Source organism: Methylobacterium sp. P5_C11 (genome assembly GCF_054049775.1).
The window spans coordinates 56,561-76,209 of sequence record NZ_JBFULS010000004.1 but is presented as its reverse complement, the minus strand read 5'-3'; the positions used below and the strand labels follow the sequence as shown (position 1 = coordinate 76,209).

Annotated in this window: 16 protein-coding genes; 6 read left to right on the top strand and 10 right to left on the bottom strand. The window is 70.1% G+C overall.

Annotation, left to right across the window (positions count from 1 at the left end; genetic code table 11):
* Positions 1 to 74 precede the first annotated feature (74 nt).
* Entirely contained in the window at positions 75 to 1,049 is a 975-nt protein-coding gene (cysK, locus tag ACXJKQ_RS04045; RefSeq protein WP_457104489.1) for a cysteine synthase A, read from the bottom strand.
* 353 nt (positions 1,050 to 1,402) lie between these two features.
* Between cysK and ACXJKQ_RS04040 the strand changes: the two genes are divergently transcribed.
* Positions 1,403 to 2,278 (top strand): TAXI family TRAP transporter solute-binding subunit, encoded by an 876-nt coding sequence (locus ACXJKQ_RS04040; protein WP_457104488.1) that lies wholly within the window; start codon positions 1,403 to 1,405, stop codon positions 2,276 to 2,278.
* A gap of 12 nt (positions 2,279 to 2,290) precedes the next feature.
* Here ACXJKQ_RS04040 and ACXJKQ_RS04035 read toward each other — a convergent pair whose 3' ends face one another.
* Entirely contained in the window at positions 2,291 to 2,818 is a 528-nt protein-coding gene (locus tag ACXJKQ_RS04035) for a GcrA family cell cycle regulator (protein WP_457104487.1), read from the bottom strand.
* 440 nt (positions 2,819 to 3,258) lie between these two features.
* Here ACXJKQ_RS04035 and ACXJKQ_RS04030 point away from each other — a divergent pair, with 440 nt between their 5' ends.
* Complete coding sequence (locus tag ACXJKQ_RS04030; RefSeq protein WP_457104486.1) at positions 3,259 to 4,446, top strand: patatin-like phospholipase family protein; 1,188 nt, start codon at positions 3,259 to 3,261, stop codon at positions 4,444 to 4,446.
* A 55-nt stretch (positions 4,447 to 4,501) separates the two neighbouring features.
* Here ACXJKQ_RS04030 and ACXJKQ_RS04025 read toward each other — a convergent pair whose 3' ends face one another.
* From ACXJKQ_RS04025 to ACXJKQ_RS03990, 8 genes are all read right to left on the bottom strand, one after another.
* The gene (locus tag ACXJKQ_RS04025) at positions 4,502 to 4,630 is read right to left on the bottom strand and encodes a TFIIS helical bundle-like domain containing protein (RefSeq protein ID WP_457104485.1); all 129 of its coding nucleotides are present in this window, start codon (positions 4,628 to 4,630) and stop codon (positions 4,502 to 4,504) included.
* Positions 4,631 to 4,725: 95 nt separating this feature from the next.
* Complete coding sequence (pyk, locus tag ACXJKQ_RS04020; protein WP_457104484.1) at positions 4,726 to 6,138, bottom strand: pyruvate kinase; 1,413 nt, start codon at positions 6,136 to 6,138, stop codon at positions 4,726 to 4,728.
* Positions 6,139 to 6,290: 152 nt separating this feature from the next.
* Entirely contained in the window at positions 6,291 to 6,785 is a 495-nt protein-coding gene (locus ACXJKQ_RS04015) for an SRPBCC family protein (RefSeq protein ID WP_457104483.1), read from the bottom strand.
* Between the two features lie 81 nt (positions 6,786 to 6,866).
* On the bottom strand, positions 6,867 to 8,750 hold the full coding sequence (locus tag ACXJKQ_RS04010) for a potassium transporter Kup (RefSeq protein WP_457104576.1): 1,884 nt from the start codon (positions 8,748 to 8,750) through the stop codon (positions 6,867 to 6,869).
* A 261-nt stretch (positions 8,751 to 9,011) separates the two neighbouring features.
* Entirely contained in the window at positions 9,012 to 9,884 is an 873-nt protein-coding gene (gene nadC / locus ACXJKQ_RS04005) for a carboxylating nicotinate-nucleotide diphosphorylase (RefSeq protein WP_457104482.1), read from the bottom strand.
* The gene (locus ACXJKQ_RS04000; protein ID WP_457104481.1) at positions 9,881 to 11,404 is read right to left on the bottom strand and encodes an L-aspartate oxidase; all 1,524 of its coding nucleotides are present in this window, start codon (positions 11,402 to 11,404) and stop codon (positions 9,881 to 9,883) included. Before ACXJKQ_RS04000 ends, nadC begins: the two co-directional genes overlap by 4 nt.
* Complete coding sequence (gene nadA, locus ACXJKQ_RS03995) at positions 11,401 to 12,417, bottom strand: quinolinate synthase NadA (protein WP_457104480.1); 1,017 nt, start codon at positions 12,415 to 12,417, stop codon at positions 11,401 to 11,403. Before nadA ends, ACXJKQ_RS04000 begins: the two co-directional genes overlap by 4 nt.
* A 137-nt stretch (positions 12,418 to 12,554) precedes the next feature.
* Complete coding sequence (locus tag ACXJKQ_RS03990; protein WP_457104479.1) at positions 12,555 to 13,385, bottom strand: aldo/keto reductase; 831 nt, start codon at positions 13,383 to 13,385, stop codon at positions 12,555 to 12,557.
* Positions 13,386 to 13,704: 319 nt separating this feature from the next.
* Here ACXJKQ_RS03990 and paoA point away from each other — a divergent pair, with 319 nt between their 5' ends.
* From paoA to htpG, 4 genes are all read left to right on the top strand, one after another.
* On the top strand, positions 13,705 to 14,355 hold the full coding sequence (gene paoA / locus ACXJKQ_RS03985; protein ID WP_457104478.1) for an aldehyde dehydrogenase iron-sulfur subunit PaoA: 651 nt from the start codon (positions 13,705 to 13,707) through the stop codon (positions 14,353 to 14,355).
* A 10-nt stretch (positions 14,356 to 14,365) separates the two neighbouring features.
* Positions 14,366 to 15,340, top strand: a complete 975-nt coding sequence (locus ACXJKQ_RS03980) for an FAD binding domain-containing protein (RefSeq protein WP_457104477.1) — start codon at positions 14,366 to 14,368, stop codon at positions 15,338 to 15,340.
* 23 nt (positions 15,341 to 15,363) lie between these two features.
* Positions 15,364 to 17,586 carry a molybdopterin cofactor-binding domain-containing protein gene (locus ACXJKQ_RS03975; RefSeq protein ID WP_457104476.1) on the top strand — a complete coding sequence of 741 codons (2,223 nt, stop codon included), beginning with the start codon at positions 15,364 to 15,366 and terminating at the stop codon, positions 17,584 to 17,586.
* A gap of 204 nt (positions 17,587 to 17,790) precedes the next feature.
* Entirely contained in the window at positions 17,791 to 19,623 is a 1,833-nt protein-coding gene (gene htpG, locus ACXJKQ_RS03970; protein ID WP_457104475.1) for a molecular chaperone HtpG, read from the top strand.
* Positions 19,624 to 19,649 lie beyond the last annotated feature (26 nt).

The following is a 19,649-nucleotide window of genomic DNA, read 5'->3' as shown; positions in this document are numbered from 1 at the left end:
CGCCCGAGCTATCGGTCTCTGTCGAGGCGTCAATTTTTCCAGACTTCGCTGACGCTTGCGTTCGGAGCGATGCCCTAACCGATGCCGTCGAACAGGGCCGACGAGATGTACCGCTCGGCGAACGAGCAGGCGATGGTCACGATTCGCTTGCCCTGGAATTCGGGCCGCTTGGCCAGCTCCAGCGCTGCGGCGACGTTGCCGCCGGTCGAGATGCCGCCGGGGATGCCTTCCAGGCGGGCCAGAGCCCGGGCCGTCTCGAACGCCGCCTGGTTGCTGACCTTCAGGACGCCATCGAGGATGCCGGTGTGGAGGTTGTCCGGGATGAAGCCGGCGCCGATGCCCTGGATCTTGTGCGGGCCGGGCTGGCCACCCGAGATCACCGGGGAATCCTCGGGCTCCACGGCGAAGATCTTCAGGTTCGGCAGGCGCGGCTTGAGTACCTCGCCGACGCCCGTGACGGTGCCGCCGGTTCCGACGCCGGCCACGAAGGCGTCGAGCTGGCCCCCGGTGTCGCTCCAGATCTCCTCGGCGGTGGTCCTCCGGTGGATCTCGGGGTTGGCGGGGTTCGAGAATTGCTGCGGCATCACCGAGCCGGGGATCTCCTTCAGGAGTTCCTCGGCCTTGGCGATCGCACCCTTCATGCCCTGCGCGCCGGGGGTGAGCGCCAGCTCCGCGCCCAGGAAGGCGAGCATCTTGCGCCGCTCCAGGGACATGGTCTCCGGCATCACCAGGATGAGCCGATAGCCACGGGCTGCGGCCGTGAAGGCCAGGGCGATGCCGGTGTTGCCGGAGGTCGGCTCGACCAGCGTGCCGCCGGGCTGGAGCTTCCCGGAGGCCTCCAGCGCATCGATCATGTTGACGCCGATGCGGTCCTTCACGCTGGCGATCGGGTTGAAGAATTCCAGCTTCAGCAGGATCTCGGCATCGACGCCATGCTCCTTCGGCAGCCGGTTGAGGCGCACCAGGGGGGTATTGCCGATCGTCTCGGTGATGGAGCCATAGACACGGCCGTGGCCGACCTTCGCCGGTGCGTTGGGGATATCGGCCATCGCGGAACTCCTGCTCGTGGTGACGAATCGGACAGATGTCGTGTCCGGAATAGGCCCCGCCGAAGGAACGCCTTCATGCCGATGGCTCGACCAGTTCCGGACGGGAGGCTGCGATATCGCGTTGCCGCGGCCGGAGCAATCGGGCTAAGTGCCGTTACCGAAAGTTCTTTCCGGAATCCGGTGAACTTTCGGACTGGGTTGGAAGACCATTGCTGGGTAGCCGGTTCCCGATGGAATTTAATTCTCCGGCCTGCGCCGCCGCGACCGACGGCCTCGGATCTCCGGCTACACCCGCAGCGCGCCCCCGTCGGCGAGGGCCGACCCGCCGGGCCGGCCTGCTGGCGGGAATCGGGTTGATCCTGGCGCGGCCGGTCCGAGCCGAGGAGACGGTCCGGATCGTGCTCGCCACGGCGACGCCGGGCGGTGGATTTCCCGCCTTCGGGGAGACGTTCGCCAGCGCCATCGCGGGGGCCGACCCGACCCTCGCGATCGAGCGGCGCGCCACCGGCGGGTCGTCCGAAAATGTCGGCCTCCTGCGCGCCGGTCGTGTCGATCTCGGCCTCGTGCAGGGCGAATACGCCTCTCCCGCCCTTGCCGAAGGTGGCGGCCTGACGGTTCTGGCGCCGATGTACCCGACGCCCGGGCTGTTCGTGGTCCCCGCCGGCAGCGCGATCCGCACCGTTGCGGACCTGCGCGGGCGTAGCGTGGCGCTTGGCACGCACAAATCCGGGCTCACCGTCATGGGCCGCAGCGTGCTGAGCGCCTCGGGCCTTGATCCCGCGCGCGACATCCGCCCGATCCTGCTTGATCGGGCTGGCGACGGGCCGGCCCTGGTGCGCGAGGGGCGCGCCGACGCGCTCTGGGGCGGCGGCCTCGACTGGCCGGGCTTCCACGCCCTGGCCGGAGACCCAGGCGGAGCCCGCTTCTTCGGGCCGTCGGAGGAGGGCATCGCACGCCTCGCGCAGCCCGGCGCGACCCTGCGACGCCTTACCGTGCCGGCAGGCAGCTTTTCCGGGCAAACGGCACCGATTGCGACGGTGGGATCCTGGAGCTTCGTGCTCGCGCGCCCGGGGCTCGACGATGAGACCGCTTATCGCCTCGTCCGGGCGCTGGCGCGATCGGCCTTGGTGGCGGCCCAGCCGAAGAACCTCGTCGGCCTGATCCCGGCGGCGCAGATCAATCCCGGGACCGGTCGCTTCCTGCGCGAAACCGGTGTTGCGCTGCGCTGAGCTTGCGACTTCTCAGCGGAACGAGGCGACGCGCCGGTCACGCTTCCGCTCGGCTGCGGGCTGGTACGCGATCTCGGCATGATGGGTGCAGTAGGGCAGCCCGGTGATCGAGCGGGCGCCGCAGAAGCGGAATTCCGGGGTCGTCGGGTCGCCGAGCGGCCAGCGGCACATGGACTCGCGAAGGTCCATGATGGTGACGCGCTGCGAGACCGCCAGGGCCACCGGCTCGGGGGCGGGCGCAGGCGCCGGGAAGTTCGGTGCCGGGCGATGCGTCAGGATCGCCACCGGCTCTGGCGCCTGGGTCTCGACCACCGCGATGGCTGTCTCGATCTCGACGGTCTTCGAGACGGCCGTCCCGGCTGGCGTCTCCTCGCCGCCCCGCGCGCGACCGGCCAGGCCGAGGCGGTGGACCTTGCCGATCACCGCGTTGCGGGTCACGCCGCCGAGTTGCGCCGCGATCTTGCTGGCACTCTGCCCGTCTTCCCACAGCCGGCGCAGAAGCGCCACGCGATCATCCGTCCAGCCGAGAACCGGTTCCATTATCCCCTCCGCCCCCTGCGGCTCGGCCGCGTTCTCGCGGGCGACGACATCCGTTCCGGCTCGCCAGGAGCCGTCTTGCAACTGGCCCTGTCCGCCATACAGGCCGCGCCCTCGCGCGCCGGGTGTCACACGACGTGCGACACCCTGTCTCGCCAAGCCACCGAGGAACCCTACCGCGCCGTTCGCGAGCGTTGCAAGGGTGGCCTGACACACGGCGCGTGCCGCTGCGCCGCCTGTCCACCGACAATGATCCCCGCCGGCGGCAACCGGCAGCCTGCCCGAAGCAGCCACGCTTGCGCCCCGATCGCGTGGGATCGTGACCCCTTGGCAACAGCGCGGTCTTAATCTCCGTGCTGAGCCGGCTCAGTCGGAACAGAACATACGGCCAAGCTCGTTCCGTGTGGCAGAGTGGGCGTGTTCGGCGGTTCGAGGTAGCGACGATGGGTGTTCGTCAGGTCAGCCTGCGCACGGCGGTGGCGTTCGGGCTGGCGGCTCAGGTCGCGGCCTGCGGCAGCATTCCACGGGCGCCATACACCGCCGAGCAGGCGGCGCTGGCTACCGTTCCGGGCATTCCCGGCGCGCGCGTCTTCGCCGACGCCTCGGTGGATACGATCGCGGCGCTCGCCGCCAATCCGGAGCGTCGCCGCAAGGGCTTCACGTACCTGGCTCTGTCGGGCGGCGGCGGTGACGGCGCATACGGGGCCGGCGTGCTCAACGGCTGGACCGCCTCCGGCACGCGTCCCGAGTTCACCTTGGTCTCAGGCGTCTCGACGGGCGCGCTGATCGCGCCCTTCGCGTTTCTGGGTTCGGCCTACGACCCCTACCTCACGGAGTTCTACACCAGCGGCGTCGCCGGCGAGCTGGTGGCCTCGCCTAACCTCGCCAATGTTCTGTTCGGATCGGGCCTGTTCGGCGACGGGCGTCTGCGCAGCCTCATCGACCGCTACGTCACGCCGGACCTCATACAGGCGGTGGCCGAGGAGCACGCCAAGGGCCGTCGCCTCCTCGTCGTCACCACAAACCTGGATTCCCAGCGGGCTGTGATCTGGAACATGGGCGCCATCGCGGCGAGCGGCGTGCCGAATGCCAGAGAGCTTTTCCGCGACGTGCTGGCGGCATCCGCGAGCATCCCGGCAGTCTTCCCGCCGCAATTCATCGACGTCGCGGCCGGCGATTCCCGCTTCCAGGAGATGCATGTCGACGGGTCGGTGGTGACGCCGGTCTTCACCTTGCCGCAGACCCTGCTGCTGCGCGACGGGCGGATCCGCACAGGCGGCAAGGCCGAGATCTACGTCGTGATCAACGGCCGCCTGGAGCCTGATTTCGAGGTGACGAAGGACAACACACTCTCGATCGTGGAGCGCTCGTTCACGACGGCGAGCCGCGCGCGATCCCGCGCGACCTTGACGGCGACCTACGCCCTGGCCCGCGGCAACGGGATCGGCTTCAACCTGACCTATATCGACGAAAACGGACCCAAGGCCTCGGCCGCGAAGGGCTTCGACACCGCCTACATGCGCGCGCTCTACGAGGCCGGTCTCGAAAAGGGCCGCACCGGCACCTTCTGGCAGCACACGATCCCCGCCGCTCCGACGCTCAAGGAAACCGCCAGCGCCGTGGCGAACTGAGCGCGGTCGGGGCACTGCCGCGCGCCCGAACGGGCCGCGCGGCAGCCGGACTGGACTATCTGCCCAGGATCTTCGTCACGAGGCGGCCGATCGGCGACGCCGTGCTGGCGTTCCGGTCGTCGCGGTCGACGGGGCGGTTCTCGTTGCCGAGGATCTTGGTGACGATGCGTCCGATCAGGTTCATGGGTCGGCCCTCCGATCTCGCGCCAAAACAGCGCAGCTTTCCTATCAACGGGTCAGGCGCCGGCCGCGTTCCCAGCCCGCGGCCCATGCGAGGCCTCAGACCTGCATCAGACGGATGTTGTTGGTGTTGCCGGCCGTGTGGAACGGGATGCCGGCGGCGACCACGATGATGTCGTTCGGCTTGGCGAAACCCTCGTCCCGAGCGTGGTGGCAGGCCTTGGCGGTCATCTCCTCGTAGCTGTCGACGTCCTCCGTCAGGACGCTGTGCGCCCCCCAGAGCAGGCTCAGCCGCCGCGAGGTCGCGACGTTCGGCGTGAGCGCCAGGATCGCGGCCGCGGGGCGCTTGCGCGCCACGCGGGCCGCGGTCGTGCCGCTGGCCGTGTAGGTCACGATCGCGGCGGCATGCACGGCCTCGGCGAGAACGGCCGTGGCGGTCGCCACCGCGTGGGGCGGCGTCTCCTCCTCTCCGGGCTCGGAGGCCGCCACGATCGAGTGGTAGAGCTTGTGACCCTCCACGCTGCGGATGATCCGGTCCATCATCGCCACCGCCTCGACCGGATAGCGGCCGGTGGCCGATTCCGCCGACAGCATCACCGCATCCGCGCCGTCGTAGATCGCCGTGGCGACGTCGGACGCCTCCGCCCGGGTCGGTGCGGGCGCGCTGACCATCGAGTCGAGCATCTGGGTCGCCACGACCACCGGCTTCACCGCGAGCCGGCAGGCGCGGATGAGCTCCTTCTGCCGACCGGGGACGTCCTCGTGCGGGATCTCGACCCCGAGGTCGCCGCGGGCGACCATCACGGCGTCGGACAAGCGGATAATGTCGCTGATCCGTTCCAGCGCCTGCGGCTTCTCGATCTTCGACATGATGCCGGCGCGATCACCGATGATCCCGCGGGCCTCAATGACGTCCGACGGTTTCTGCACGAAGGAGAGGGCGACCCAGTCGACGCCGAGTTCGAGCCCGAAGGCGAGGTCCGCACGGTCCTTCTCGGTGAGGGGCGACAGGTCCAGCAGGGTGCCCGGCAGGTTCACGCCCTTGCGGTTCGAGATCGGTCCCCCGGTGATCACCTCCGCGGTGATCGCCGTCCGCTCCGGTCCGGTGACCCGCACCCGGACCCGCCCGTCGTCGATGAGCAGTTCCTGGCCGGGCACGACGGCGTCGAAGATCTCCGGGTGGTGCAGCGGAATCGACTGCTTGTCGCCGGCGGCACCGTCGAGGACGAAGCGCACCATCTCGCCGGCTTCGAGATCCAGACGGTCGCCCTTGAGCGTGCCGATCCGGATCTTCGGGCCCTGGAGATCCTGGAGGATGCCGATCGGCCGGCCGACCTCTCGCTCCAGGCGGCGAATCGCGGCGTAGACCCTGGCGTGATCCTCCTGGACGCCGTGGCTGAAATTCAGCCGGAACGTGTCCACCCCGGCGAGGAACAGGGCACGCAACTGCTCCGGGGTGGCGCTGGCGGGGCCGACGGTGGCGACGATCTTGGCGTGGCGGTGACGGCGCATGCGGGTCTCGCCCTCCTGAGGCTGCCTCTGGGAACCGAGCCGGGCGATCGGTCGCACCGACGCCGCTCACATCGGTGCGAAGCGGCGGCGCGACGAGGCCCTGCGGCGGCGGCCGCGCGATTTTTCGCGCGGCCGTCCGATTCGGCTGCCGCCTATCTCGCCGCCTCTCGAGCGATCCCGGCAAGCCCGGTCTCGAACACGTCCGCGATGACGGCGGTCGCCTCGGCGTCGCTCATTCCCTCGGCGTCGAAGGTCGCACTCCACATCACGGTGGATCCCGCGCCGTTCGGACGGACCGCCAGCGTGGCATTGTAGGCGCGCACCGGCAGCGGACCCTGGATGAAGCTGTAGCTGTAGCTCATGCCCGCCTCGTCGCGCGTCGTCTCCACTTCGGTGATCGTGCCCTGGCCGCCCGCCACGACGAGCCCACGGATCTGGGCGCGAATGCCGTCATCGTCGTCGTCGCCCGGCAGGATGCAGCGCTGGACCTGAGGGTGCCAGAGCTGGATCGCGCAGAAATCGCCGACCAGCGCCCACACGGCCGCGGGCGGGGCCGGGATGTCCCGGCTGCGGGTCACGTCCAGGGCGCAGGCCGGTCCTGCGGCGAGGAGCGCGACACCGACCGCCATCAAGGGGGCGCGTTGCATGGGACGATCTCCTCGCATTCTGTCGCGCGACAGGACGCAGCCGTCCACACCGACGGCGGGGCACCGTGCCGACCCTGCGGCTCACATCTCGATTTCGGTCCCGACCTCGACGATCTGACGGGTCGGCAGGCCGAAATGGGCGCCGGTCCGCTCGGCATTGCGCTTCATGAAGGCGAACAGGCCCTCCCGCCAGAGCGCCATGCCGGGCCGCGTGGGCGACGGGATGACCACCTCGTGGCCGACGAAGTAGGTCATGTCCTCCAGGTATTCCGGCGGCAACAGGCCGCTCGCCACGGCGCATTGGAGCCCTTCCGGGATCGAGGCGGTCTGCATGAAGCCGTAGCGCAGCACCACCCGCTCCATGCCGGGCGTATACTTCGAGATCGCCTTGCGGATGCCCTGCGCGACGAGGGTGACCTGCGCCCGCTCGCTCGCGGGGATCACCGGCTCCTCTTCGTAGATCACGGTGATCAGGAGGATCCGCTCGTGCAGGCAGCGGCTGCGCTCAAGCAGGCGGCCGAGCGCCATCGGAATGCCCTCCGTGGCGGCCGACAAGAAGGCCGCGGTGCCGGGCAGTGTCACCGGCGGGTGCGAGGCGAGCTGGGCGAGGAAGGTCGCCTCGGACATGCGCATGGTCTGACGGACGGATTCGAGGACGTGGTTGCCCTTCATCCAGGTCAGCATCAGGAAGGCGACGACCGCGGCGAGCAGCAGCGGAAACCAGCCGCCCTCCAGCAGCTTCACGCTGTTGGCGGCGAAGAACACGGCGTCGATCGCGAGGAAGAAGCCGTTGACCGCGAAGACCAGGATCGGGTTGTAGCCCCAGCGGAGCGCGATCAACGCGGCGAGCAGCGTGGTGATGCCCATCAGCGCGGAGACCGCGATGCCGTAGGCGCCTGCCAGCGCATCGGACGAGCCGAAGACCACGACCGCGGTGAGCGTCGCGGCGGCGAGAAGCCAGTTCACGCCGGGCACGTAGATCTGGCCGCGCTCTTCCTGATCGGTGTGCACCACGCGCATCATCGGCATGAAGCCCAGCTGGATCGATTGCTGGGTCAGCGAGTACACCCCCGAGATCACCGCCTGCGAGGCGATGACGGTCGCCATTGTGGCGAGCGCGACCAGCGGGTAATGCGCCCAGTCCGGGGCCAGTCGGTAGAACGGGTTCTCGATGGCGCCGGGCTCGGCGAGGAGCAGGGCGCCCTGGCCGCAATAGTGGATCAGGAGCGCGGGCAGCACGAGGCCGAACCACGCGAAGCGGATCGCGGGTGCGCCGAAATGGCCGAGATCGGCGTACATCGCCTCGCCGCCGGTCACCGCGAGGAAGGCCGCGCCGAGCATCAGGAAGCTCACGTGCCAGCCGGCGTGGAACAGGAAATCCACCGCCCGCCAGGGATTGGCCGCCGCCAGGATCTCCGGCGCGCGCAGGATGCTGGGGACCGCGAGCACGACCAGCACCGCGAACCAGACGAGCATGACGGGTCCGAAGACGCGGCCGATGGCGGCCACGCCCTTGTGCTGGACCAGGAACAGCCCGACCAGGATGACGAGGGTGATCGGGACCACGTACGGCCCGAGCGCCGGCGCGTCGATCTTCAGGCCCTCGATCGCCGAGAGCACCGAGATCGCCGGCGTGATCGCGCCGTCGCCGTAGAGCAGGGCCGCCCCGATGAGCCCGACCACCAGCAGCAGTGCCTTCCACGTCCCCGGCCGGGCCTGCCGGGCGCCGAGCAGCGCCAGCATGGCGACGATGCCGCCCTCGCCGCGGTTGTCGGCGCGCAGGATCAGCACCGCGTATTTCAGCGACACGATCAGGATCAGCGACCACAGGATCAGCGAAACCGCGCCTGTGGCCGCCGCCGGCACCGAGGCGCCGCCGGCGGTCGCCGCCTTCACGGCTTCCTTGAACGCATAGAGCGGGCTCGTGCCGATATCGCCGTAGACGACCCCCAGCGCGCCGAGCATCAGCGCGGTGCCCGGGCCGTTCCGGACCGCGCCGGGCTTGCGCGCCACGGGCGCCGCTGGATGATCGACCGCCGGGGCAGCCGCGGAATGCAGGGCTTGGCTCACGGGCGGATCCGGTCGGTGGCTTCGCAATTGCGCGAAACCCTAGCAAGTCGGTCGCGCGGCGATAGACTCCGGACTTCTCCGATGCGACCACGACGAAGACTTGTCACCCGATTGGGGTGACAGTCGAACGACCGCGGCGCCGGTAGACCCCGCCGCTCAGGCCGCGTCGAGACCGAGGTCGATGATCGCCGCCGAATGGGTGATCCAGCCGCAGGAGATGAGGTCGACCCCGGAGGCCGCGACCGCCCCCACCGTCTCGCGGGTGATCCGGCCCGACGCCTCGGACAGGGCGCGGCCGTCGATCATCGCCACCGCGCGGGCCAGCTGGCCGGGACCCATGTTGTCGAGGAGCACGGCGTCGACCCCGACCGAGAGGGCCTCCTCCAGCTGCTCCAGGCTGTCGACTTCGCACTCGATCTTCACGAGGTGCCCGGCCCGTGCCCGGGCGCGCGCGATCGCCGGCACGATGCCGCCGGCCACCGCCACGTGGTTGTCCTTGATCAGTACGGCGTCGTCGAGGCCGAACCGGTGATTCGAGCCGCCGCCGGCCCGCACGGCGTGCTTCTCCAGGGCGCGCAGGCCCGGCGTCGTCTTGCGCGTGCAGACGATCGACGCCTTGCCGTGCGGGCGCGCCGCCTCGACCAATCCGTGGGTCGCCGTGGCGACGCCCGACATCCGGCAGAGCAGATTCAGGGCGACGCGTTCTGCTGTAAGGATCGCCCGCGCCGGGCCGTCGAGGCGCAGCACCACGTCGCCCGGGGCGACGCGGGTGCCGTCGCCGCGCTCCACCGTGACGGTCACGGCCGGATCCACCAGCGCGAACGCGATGGCGGCGGCGTCGGTGCCGGAGATCACGCCCTCCTGACGGGAGGCGATCACGCCCCGCATCCGGGCACCCGGCGGCACGATGGCGTCGGTGGTGATGTCGCCGGCCCGGCCGAGATCCTCGAGCAGGGCGGCGCGGACCACCGGCTCCACCAGGAGCCGGGGCAGGGGCAGGATCTCGTCGGCGGGGACCGCGTGCGTCATGGCGTCAGAACCTCCTCGGAGCCCACCCGGCCGCGCTCCGCCGTCCGGAGATCGGCGAGCGTGGTCTCGGTATGGCTCGCGGCCGTCAGGTGCGGGTAATCGCTGCGCCAGTGGGCGCCGCGGCTCTCCCGGCGCTCCAGCGCGCCGCGGGCGATCAGCAGGGCGACGAGGGCCGCGTCGCTGGAATCCGCCTCGGGCGTCAGGGCTGCGACGGCCTCCGCGAGTCCGGTGGCGTCGCGCACGACCCCGACTTGGTGCTCCATCCGTGCCCGGATCGCCGTCACGTCGCCGGAGCGGCGCAGGACGTGGCCCTGGGGCACGATGGCGGCCGGCGGCGGCGCGTCGAGGCCGTCGCCGATGAAGCGCGCGTAGGCGAGGCCTTCCAGCAGGGAGTTGCTGGCGAGCCGGTTGGCGCCGTGCAGCCCCGTGGAGGAGACCTCGCCGCAGGCGTAGAGGCCCGGCACCGAGGTGGCGCCGTGGGCGTCCACCTTCACGCCGCCCATGTGATAGTGCGCCGCCGGGCGGACCGGGATCGGATGCACCGCCGGATCGATGCCGGCCGCCGCGCAGAGGCCCGCCACGGTCGGGAAGCGTTTCGGCATCGCGGCACCGAGGGTGCCGCGGGCATCGAGATAGACCGTGCGGCCCCTCTGCAGAGCCTGGAAGATGCCGCGGGCGACGACGTCGCGGGGTGCGAGATCGCCGCCCGCGATTCCGGCCATGACCGCCGCGCCGGTCTCGTCGATCAGCCGGGCGCCCTCGCCCCGCAGGGCCTCGGTGGCCAGGGGCATCGGGTCGGCGCCGGCCGCGATCGCGGTCGGGTGGAACTGCACGAACTCCATGTCGCGCATCACCGCTCCCGCCCGCGCGGCGAGCGCCAGCCCGCCGCCAAGGGCACCCGACGGGTTGGTGGTCGCCGCGTAGAGGGCGCCGACGCCGCCGGTGGCCAGGATCACGGCGCGGGCCGGGATCCGGAACAGGGCGCCGTCGCGCTCGGCGACGATCCCCGCCACCGCGCCGCGGGTATCCCGGATCAGGTCACAGGCGCGGGCCGTGACCACCTCGACGGAGGGCGCGTCGAGCACCGCCCGTACGAGGCCTTCGAGGACGCGCGCACCGGTCGCGTCGCCGCCCGAGCGGACGATTCGGCGGCGGCCGTGGGCCGCCTCGAGACCGAGGGCCAGGGCACCGTCGTCGCTGCGGTCGAACGGGACGCCGATCCGCACAAGCCAGTCGATCAGCCCGGGGCCTTCCCGGACGACGCGGAGCGCGACGTCGGGCTCGGTCAGACCGGCGCCGGCCGCTTCCGTGTCGGCGGCGTGCAGGTCCGCCGCGTCGTCGGTGCCGACCGCGGCGGCGATGCCGCCCTGCGCCCAGCCGGTCGCAGTGCCAAGGCCCAGGGTCGATGCGGTCACGAGCGTGACCGGGCGGRGTGAGAGGCGCAGCGCGACGCTCAGGCCGGCGACACCGCCGCCGACCACGACCACGCGGTCGGCACCGTTCGGGGAGATGGCGTTCATCGCGTGCGCACCTGAAGCATGCGTTCGACAGCCGCCCGGGCGCGGTCGGCGAGCGACGGATCGACCGTCACTTCGTGGGTCATCGTCTCCAGCGCGCGGCGGATGTTCGCCAAGCTCATTCGCTTCATGTGCGGGCACATGTTGCAGGGCTTGATGAACTCGATGTCGGGGTTCTGCGCCGCGATGTTGTCGGCCATCGAGCATTCGGTGACGAGCACCACCTGCTTCGGCCGCTTCTCGACGACGAAATCCATCATCATCGCGGTGGAGCCGGAGAAGTCCGCCTCGGCCACCACGTCCGGCGGGCATTCCGGGTGCGCGATGACGGTGACGCCCGGATAGCTGTCACGGACGTCGCGGATGTCGGCCGGGGTGAAGCGCTCGTGCACCTCGCAATGGCCGGCCCAAGTCAGGATCTCGACCTCCGGGATCTCGGCCTGGACGTTCTGCGCCAGGAACTCGTCCGGGATCATCAGCACGCGCGGAGCGTTCAGCGACTTCACCACCGCGACGGCGTTGCCGGAGGTGCAGCACAGGTCGGATTCGGCCTTCACGGCCGCAGACGTGTTCACGTAGGTCACGATCGGCACGCCGGGGTACTTGGCGCGCAGTCCGCGCACGTCGGCGGCCGTGATCGAATCGGCCAGCGAGCAGCCCGCGCCCATGTCGGGGATGAGGACCGTCTTGCTGGGGTTCAGGAGCTTGGCGGTTTCGGCCATGAAGTGGACGCCCGCCAGCACGATCACGTCGGCATCGACGTTCACCGCTTCTCGGGCGAGCGCCAGGCTGTCGCCGACGATGTCGGCCACCGTGTGGAAGATCTCCGGAGCCTGGTAGTTGTGCGCCAGGATCACGGCGTTGCGCTCGCGCTTCAGGCGGAGGATCGCCTCGATGTCCGGAGCCAGCGCCGGCCACTCGATCGCGGGAACGTGCCGGCTGACACGGGCGTAAATCTCAGGAAGCGGCAGACCCGGGATGGGCGTGCGGGAGACGGGTGACACGGTCGCCGCCATGGCGTCCTCCATTATGCTCAGTTTGAGCATTGTGCCGTCTAACTTATGAGTGCCGGAGCCGGCTGTCTAGATATGCTAGCCTTGAGCATAAATCTTTTGCGACGCGGTGTTACGCTGCGCCGCCGAAGGCCGACCGCTCAGCAGAAGGTCGCGGGGTCGGGACCGATCCGCCCGTCGGTCCGGTCGAGCGCCGCGATCGCCTCCATCTCGTCGGGGCCGAGTTCGAAGTCGAACAAGGCGATGTTCTCGAGAATGCGCTCGGGTCGTGCGGTCTTGGGGATCGCCACGCAGCCGATCTGAACCTGCCAGCGCAGGACCACCTGGGCGGGCGTCTTCCCATGCGCCTTTGCAACGGCGACGACGACCGGGTCGTTCAGCTCCTTGCCCTGGCCGAGCGGGCTCCAGGATTCGGTCACGATTGCGTGACGGCCATCATCGGCCCGCTGCGACCGGCGCTGAAAGTGCGGATGCAGCTCGATCTGGTTCACGGCCGGTGCGACGCCGGTTTCGCCGACCAGCGTCGCGATGTGCTCGGGCGTGAAGTTCGAGACGCCGATCGACCTGGCCCGCCCTTCGGCCCGGAGCTCGATCAGTGTCTTCCAGGTCTCGACGAACAGGCGCCGCTGCGGGCAGGGCCAGTGGATCAGGTAGAGATCGACGTACGAAAGGCCGATGCGCGTCAGGCTCTCGTCGAAGGCGCGCCGGGCCTCGTCGCGACCCTGACGGTCGTTCCAGAGCTTGGTGGTGAGGAAGATCTCCTCCCGGGCGACCTGCGCGTCGCGGATGCCGCGTCCGACGCCCGCCTCGTTGCCGTAGGCGGCGGCCGTGTCGATCAGGCGGTACCCCGCCTGAAGCGCCCGGCCGACGAGGTCCGGCGCCTGTGCGTCGGAGAGTTGCCAGCAGCCGTAGCCGATTTGCGGAATGCGGCGCCCGTCGTTGAGGGCGAGGGTCGGGACGGGTGCGGCCATGCGATCAGCTTTCGGGAGCGTGTTCGGGATCCCCGATATCGTCATCGTCCGACAGGTGTTGAAGCGCCTCGTCCCCGCGAGCGGAGCCAAACAACCCGGTGCGGCGCCACGCGCGGGGAAGTTGCGCGATCCTGGCTCGCTGCCCTCGCGATGACGGAAGGGAAGCCGCCGCGCTCCGGCCTGCACGCCGCCGACCACGGACCAGCCGCGTTGAACGGGCGCAGTCTGGACCGGATCTAATCAATCGAGGCCAGCGTTGGCACGCAGAATTCCAGGCTGCGCCGCATCCCGATGCGTCGCGCACGGGCGGGATGGCAGCATGACCGATCAAACTCCGAAGTCGCCGTTCGCCCTAACCCGGCGCGCCGTGGTGGAGGGCTGCGCGGTGGCCGGGGCGTTGGGCGCCCTCGGCGTCCGGCCCGCGCCCGCCGTCGCCGCGCCGGGCGATCCCGCCCCGCAGTCCCTGCCGGTGCGGCTCACCGTCAACGGCCAGCCGCGCGATCTGGTCCTCGACACGCGCACCACCCTCCTCGATGCCCTGCGTGAGCACCTGGCGCTGACCGGCACCAAGAAGGGCTGCGACCACGGCCAATGCGGCGCCTGCACGGTGCTCATCGACGGGCGGCGGATCAATGCGTGCCTGACGCTCGCGGCGATGCATGAGGGTGATCAGGTCACCACGATTGAGGGCTTGGCCGACGGCGACACGCTCCACCCGATGCAGGCGGCCTTCCTGAAGCATGACGGTTTCCAGTGCGGCTACTGCACGCCGGGCCAGATCTGCTCGTCTGTGGGCATGCTGAGCGAGGCCAAGGCCGGCTGGCCGAGCCACGTCACCGAGGACGTCGCCGCGACGCCGACGCTCAGCGACGCCGAGATCCGCGAGCGGATGAGCGGCAACATCTGTCGCTGCAGCGCCTATCCGAACATCGTCGCGGCGATCCGCGACACCGCCGCCAGCAATCTGTGAGGGGGCGGAGATGAAGGCCTTCACCTACGAGCGTCCCGCGACCGTGCAGGAGGCCGCCAAGCTCGCGGCCGAGCGGCCGAACGCCAAGTTCATCGCCGGCGGAACCAACCTCCTCGACCTGATGAAGCTTCAGATCGAGACCCCGGCGACGCTGATCGACGTCAACCGGTTGCCGCTCGATAAGGTCGAGGCGACGGGGGAGGGCGGGCTGCGCGTCGGCGCGCTGGTGCGGAACTCCGACCTCGCCGCCGACCCGCGGGTCCGGAAAGACTACGCCGTGCTCGCGAAGGCCCTGCTGGCCGGCGCCTCGGGTCAGCTCCGCAACAAGGCGACGACCGCCGGCAACCTGCTCCAGCGGACGCGCTGCTACTACTTCTACGACACGGCCATGCCCTGCAATAAGCGCGAACCAGGCTCGGGCTGCGCGGCGATCGGCGGGTTCAACCGCATCATGGCGGTTTTGGGCGCCAGCGACTCCTGCATCGCCACCCATCCGTCCGACATGGCCGTGGCCATGCGCGCCCTCGATGCCACCGTCGAGACGATGGATCCGAACGGGCAGGCGCGGACGATCCCGATCGCCGACTTCCACCGGCTTCCCGGCGACACGCCGCAGATCGAGACAGACCTGCGGAAGGGCGAGATCATCACGGCCGTCACGCTGCCGAAGCCGGCGGCCGGCATGCACATCTACCGCAAGGTCCGCGACCGGGCGTCCTACGCCTTCGCAACCGTCTCGGTGGCCGCCGTGATCGCCGGCGCGGAGGGCGGCAAGCCCCAGGCGACGCGGCTGGCCTTCGGCGGCCTAGCGCACAAACCCTGGCGCGTCACCGAGGCCGAGACGGCCCTGGTGCAGACCGGCTCCGCCGATGCCGCGGCCGATGCGGTGCTGAAGGGCGCCCGCGGCTACGGCAGCAACGACTTCAAGATCCCCCTGACCCGGCGGACCCTGCGCGCCGTGGTGGCGCAGGCAACCCGCGCGTAGGCCCTCCGATCAAGGACCCTCCCATGGAGATGAACCAGCCGATCGGGCGGACGCCCCTCGACGACCGTCCCGACGGGCTCGTCGGCAAGCCCCTCGACCGGGTCGAGGGCAAACTCAAGGTCACGGGCCACGCGCCCTACGCCTACGAGACGCGGGTGCTGAAGGACCCCGCGTACGGGTTCGTCGTGGCGGCGACCGTCGCGGCCGGCACGATCCGGTCGATCGATGCCGAGGCCGCCCGCAAGGCGCCCGGCGCGATCCTCGTCATGACCCACGAGAACGTGCCCGAGCAGGGTGAGAAGAAGGAGCAGGTCTGGCCGCAGCTCCAGGGCCGGGAGGTCAAGTTCTACGGCCAGCCCGTCGCCTTCGTGGTGGCCGAGACCTTCGAGCAGGCGCGGGCCGCAGCCATGCTGGTGAAGGTCCGCTACGATGCCGCCAAGCCCAAGGGGCTGCTCAGGGACAACTTGGCCGCGGCCTACGAACCGAAGCCGGTCAACTCGCCCCCGGATTCGAAGCTCGGCGACTTCGACGCGGCCTTCGCGGACGCACCCGTGAAGCTCGACGTGGAATACGTGACCCCGAACCAGATCCACGCGCAGATGGAGCCGCACGCCACCATCGCGTCGTGGGAGGGCGACGGGGTGGTGCTCCACACCGCCAACCAGATGCCGAACCGAGGTCAGAAGGCCCTCGGCTCGGTGCTCAAGCTGCCGCCCGAGAAGGTGCGGATCGTCAGTCCCTATATCGGCGGCGGCTTCGGCGCGAAGCTGCAGGTTCAGCCGGAGGCCACGCTTGCGATCCTGGCCTCGAAACTGATCCAGCGGCCGGTCAAGGTCGCGCTGACCCGCCAGCAGGAGTTCCACGTCGCCACCCATCGCACCGACACGATCCAGCGGATCCGGCTCGGCGCCGACACGGATGGACGGCTCACCGCGATCAGCCACGAATCATGGTCGGACACGGCGGACGGCGACGGCTTCTTCGAGACCTCCGCCAACGTCACCCGCTCGCTCTACGCGGCACAGAACCGCGTCACGCGTCACCGGCTCGTGAACCTGAACATGCCCATCGCCTCGTCGATGCGCGCCCCCGGGGAGGCCGTCGGGCAGCTCGCCTTCGAGTGCGCCATGGACGAGCTGGCCGAGCACCTGAAGATCGACCCGATCGAATTGCGTGTGCGCAACGAGCCCGCCGAGGACCCCGAGAAGAAGGTGCCGTTCTCGACCCGCCAACTCGTCCCCTGCATGCGCGAGGGCGCACGCCTGTTCGGCTGGGACAAGCGGCAGGCGGCGGGCAGCCGGCGTGAGGGCAGCTGGCTCGTGGGCCTCGGCATGTCGGCCGCCGCTCGCCTCAACCCGTTGATGCCGTCCTCCGCCAAGGTGCGGCTCGGGCCGGATGGTGTGCTGGTGGTGCGGATGGCGATGACCGACCCGGGCACGGGCACCTACACGATCCTGATGCAGATCGCCGGCGAGATGCTCGGCCTGCCGCCGGGGCGCGTGCGGATCGAGATGGGCGATACGGACTTCCCGTATGCGTCGGGCTCCGGCGGTTCGTTCGGGGCAGCCTCGGCGGGGTCGGCCCTGTACGTCGCCTGCGACACCCTCCGTCGGGCACTGCTCAAGGCCGGGGATCTGAACCCCGACGGCGCCGTCTTCCGCGACGGCTCCGTGACCTCCGGCAACCGGACGGAGGCACTCACCGATCTGGCGCGATCCGGCCTGGAGGCCTCGGGCGAGATCAAGCCCGGCGAGATGAAGCAGAAGTTCTCGCAATACTCGTACGGCGCGCATTTCGCCGAGGTCGGCGTCGATGTGGATACCGGCGAGATCCGGCTGCGGCGGATGCTCGGGGTCTTCACCGGCGGGCGCATCCTCAATCCCAAGACCGCGCGCAGCCAAGCGATCGGCGGCATGACCTTCGGGGTCGGCGCGGCCCTGATGGAGGATGCCGTGGTCGATCAGCGATACAGCTACTTCGTCAATCACGACATGGCCGAATACCATGTTCCGGTCCATGCCGATCTCCCGGAAATCGACGCGGTGTTCCTGCCCGAACTCGACGACAAGGCGAATCCGCTCAAGAGCAAGGGACTCGGGGAACTCGGCATCTGCGGCGCCGGCGCCGCGCTCGCCAACGCCGTCCACAATGCCACCGGCATCCGCGTGCGCGACTATCCGCTGACGCTCGACAAGATGCTCAAGGGCTTTGAGGAGCAGGAGGGGCAGGCGCAGCGGCGGACTTGAGGCCTGCGGGTTGGCGCATCGAGAATCGTCGGCCCCGGACCTCCTCATCGCCGCCGCGCGGGCGACCGTGTCCGGACGCGCGCTTCTGGGGACGGATGCCGCCTTGGGAAGCCGTTGGGGCGCCCCGGGCGTCGTCCGCATTGAAAACGGCGGCGTTCGCAAGCATATCGCCCCCGCATTTTCCCCCATGCGGAGGCATCACCCGTGAGCGAGACGATCGAGCGGCACGAATTCGGGGCGGAGGTAGGCCGACTCCTCGACCTCGTCGTGCACGCTCTCTATTCCGACCGCGAGATCTTCCTGCGCGAACTCGTCGCCAACGCCGCCGACGCCATGGATCGGCGTCGGTTCGAGGCCCTGACCTCGGCGGCGAGCGCCCTGCCGCCGGACGCCAAGGTCCGCATCGCCCCCGACAAGGAGGCGCGGACCCTGACCGTCTCGGATGCCGGCATCGGCATGACCAAGGAGGATCTCGCCACCAACCTCGGCACCATCGCGCGCTCGGGCACGCGGGCATTCTCGCAGACGCTGGAATCCGCCAAGGCCGAGGACCGCCCGAGCCTGATCGGCCAGTTCGGCGTGGGCTTCTACTCGGCCTTCATGGTGGCCGACCGGGTCACCGTCACGTCGCGCCGCGCCGGCAGCGACGAGGCCTGGGCCTGGGCCTCGGAGGGCCAGGGCAGCTACACCCTGGAGCCGGCGACCCGCGCGGAGCCCGGTACCGACATCGTCCTGCACCTCAAGGAGGATGCCGACGAGTATCTGGAGCCCTACCGGCTCGATCACCTCGTGCGGAAATGGGCGGACTTCATCACCGTGCCGATCGCCGTCGTGCGCGACGGCAAGGACGAATCGGCCAACCAGGGCACCGCGCTCTGGCGCAAGGCGAAGTCCGAAGTGACCGAGGAGCAGTACGAGGAGTTCTACCGCTCCGTCGGCATGAACTTCGACAAGCCCTGGGCGACGCTGCATTGGCGTGCGGAGGGGCAGCTCGAATTCTCTGCGCTGCTGTTCATCCCCGGTTCCAAGCCGTTCCAGGCCCTCGACAACGACCGCCAGAGCAAGGTCCGGCTGCATGTCCGGCGGATGTTCATCACCGACGAGGCCGAGCTGCTGCCGCCGTGGCTGCGCTTCGTCCAGGGCGTGGTCGATACCGAGGATCTGCCGCTCAACGTCTCCCGCGAGATGCTGCAATCGACGCCCGCCCTGGCGCGGATCCGCCGGGCGGTCACCGGCCGCGTCGTGTCGGAACTGACCAGCCGCGCCAAGGATGCCGAAGGATACCAGCCGTTCTGGGAGAATTTCGGCGCTGTCCTGAAGGAGGGCATCTACGAGGATTTCGCGCGCCGGGGCGAGATCGCGCCGCTCCTGCGCTTCCGCTCATCGTCGGTGGAGGGCTGGACGTCGCTGCCCGAGTACGTGTCCCGGATGAAGGACGGCCAGGAAGCGATCTACTACCTCGTCGCCGACGATGCCGAGGCGCTGACATCGTCGCCCCAGCTCGAGGGCTTCAAGGCGCGCGGTCTGGAGGTGCTCCTGCTCTCCGACCACGTCGACGCCTTCTGGCCGGACCAGCTCGGCACCTTCGAGGAGAAGCCCCTCCGCTCGATCACGAAGGGCGGCCTCGACCTGTCGAAGTTCGCCCTCGAGGGCGAGCAGCCGGAGGCGCCGGAGGGCATCGACGCGTTCGTGGCGGCCGTGAAGGCGGCGCTCGGCACCGAGGTCTCTGACGTGCGCGTCACCGATCGGCTGGTCGATTCGGCCGTCGTCCTGTCGGCCGGCACGGGCGGACCTGACCTGCAGATGCAACGGCTCATGCGCCGGGCCGGTCGGGCCGGCGCCGGCCAGCCTGTCCTGGAAATCAACCCGCGTCACCCGCTGATTCGCGCCCTCGCCGCGGCGCCCGAATCGGATCTGGCGCAGGCCGCCGGCACGCTGCTCGACCTCGCCCGCATCCAGGATGGCGACAGCCCGCGCGACCCGGCGGCCTTCGCCCGGACGGTGGCGGCGGCCCTGGCGGCGGCGCACGGCGCGTAGGACTACGGAGACACGCGCCGTGCGAC

Bases quoted from the DNA above. Each gene is read 5' to 3' on its own strand.
- nadA (WP_457104480.1), bottom strand. From the start codon at position 12,417: ATGGCGGCGACCGTGTCACCCGTCTCCCGCACGCCCATCCCGGGTCTG.
- paoA (WP_457104478.1), top strand. From the start codon at position 13,705: ATGACCGATCAAACTCCGAAGTCGCCGTTCGCCCTAACCCGGCGCGCC.
- ACXJKQ_RS04035 (WP_457104487.1), bottom strand. From the start codon at position 2,818: ATGGAACCGGTTCTCGGCTGGACGGATGATCGCGTGGCGCTTCTGCGC.
- ACXJKQ_RS04010 (WP_457104576.1), bottom strand. From the start codon at position 8,750: ATGCTCGGCGCGCTGGGGGTCGTCTACGGCGATATCGGCACGAGCCCG.
- ACXJKQ_RS04030 (WP_457104486.1), top strand. From the start codon at position 3,259: ATGGGTGTTCGTCAGGTCAGCCTGCGCACGGCGGTGGCGTTCGGGCTG.
- pyk (WP_457104484.1), bottom strand. From the start codon at position 6,138: ATGCGCCGTCACCGCCACGCCAAGATCGTCGCCACCGTCGGCCCCGCC.
- ACXJKQ_RS03980 (WP_457104477.1), top strand. From the start codon at position 14,366: ATGAAGGCCTTCACCTACGAGCGTCCCGCGACCGTGCAGGAGGCCGCC.
- nadC (WP_457104482.1), bottom strand. From the start codon at position 9,884: ATGACGCACGCGGTCCCCGCCGACGAGATCCTGCCCCTGCCCCGGCTC.
- ACXJKQ_RS03975 (WP_457104476.1), top strand. From the start codon at position 15,364: ATGGAGATGAACCAGCCGATCGGGCGGACGCCCCTCGACGACCGTCCC.
- cysK (WP_457104489.1), bottom strand. From the start codon at position 1,049: ATGGCCGATATCCCCAACGCACCGGCGAAGGTCGGCCACGGCCGTGTC.
- ACXJKQ_RS04025 (WP_457104485.1), bottom strand. From the start codon at position 4,630: ATGAACCTGATCGGACGCATCGTCACCAAGATCCTCGGCAACGAGAAC.
- ACXJKQ_RS04015 (WP_457104483.1), bottom strand. From the start codon at position 6,785: ATGCAACGCGCCCCCTTGATGGCGGTCGGTGTCGCGCTCCTCGCCGCA.
- ACXJKQ_RS03990 (WP_457104479.1), bottom strand. From the start codon at position 13,385: ATGGCCGCACCCGTCCCGACCCTCGCCCTCAACGACGGGCGCCGCATT.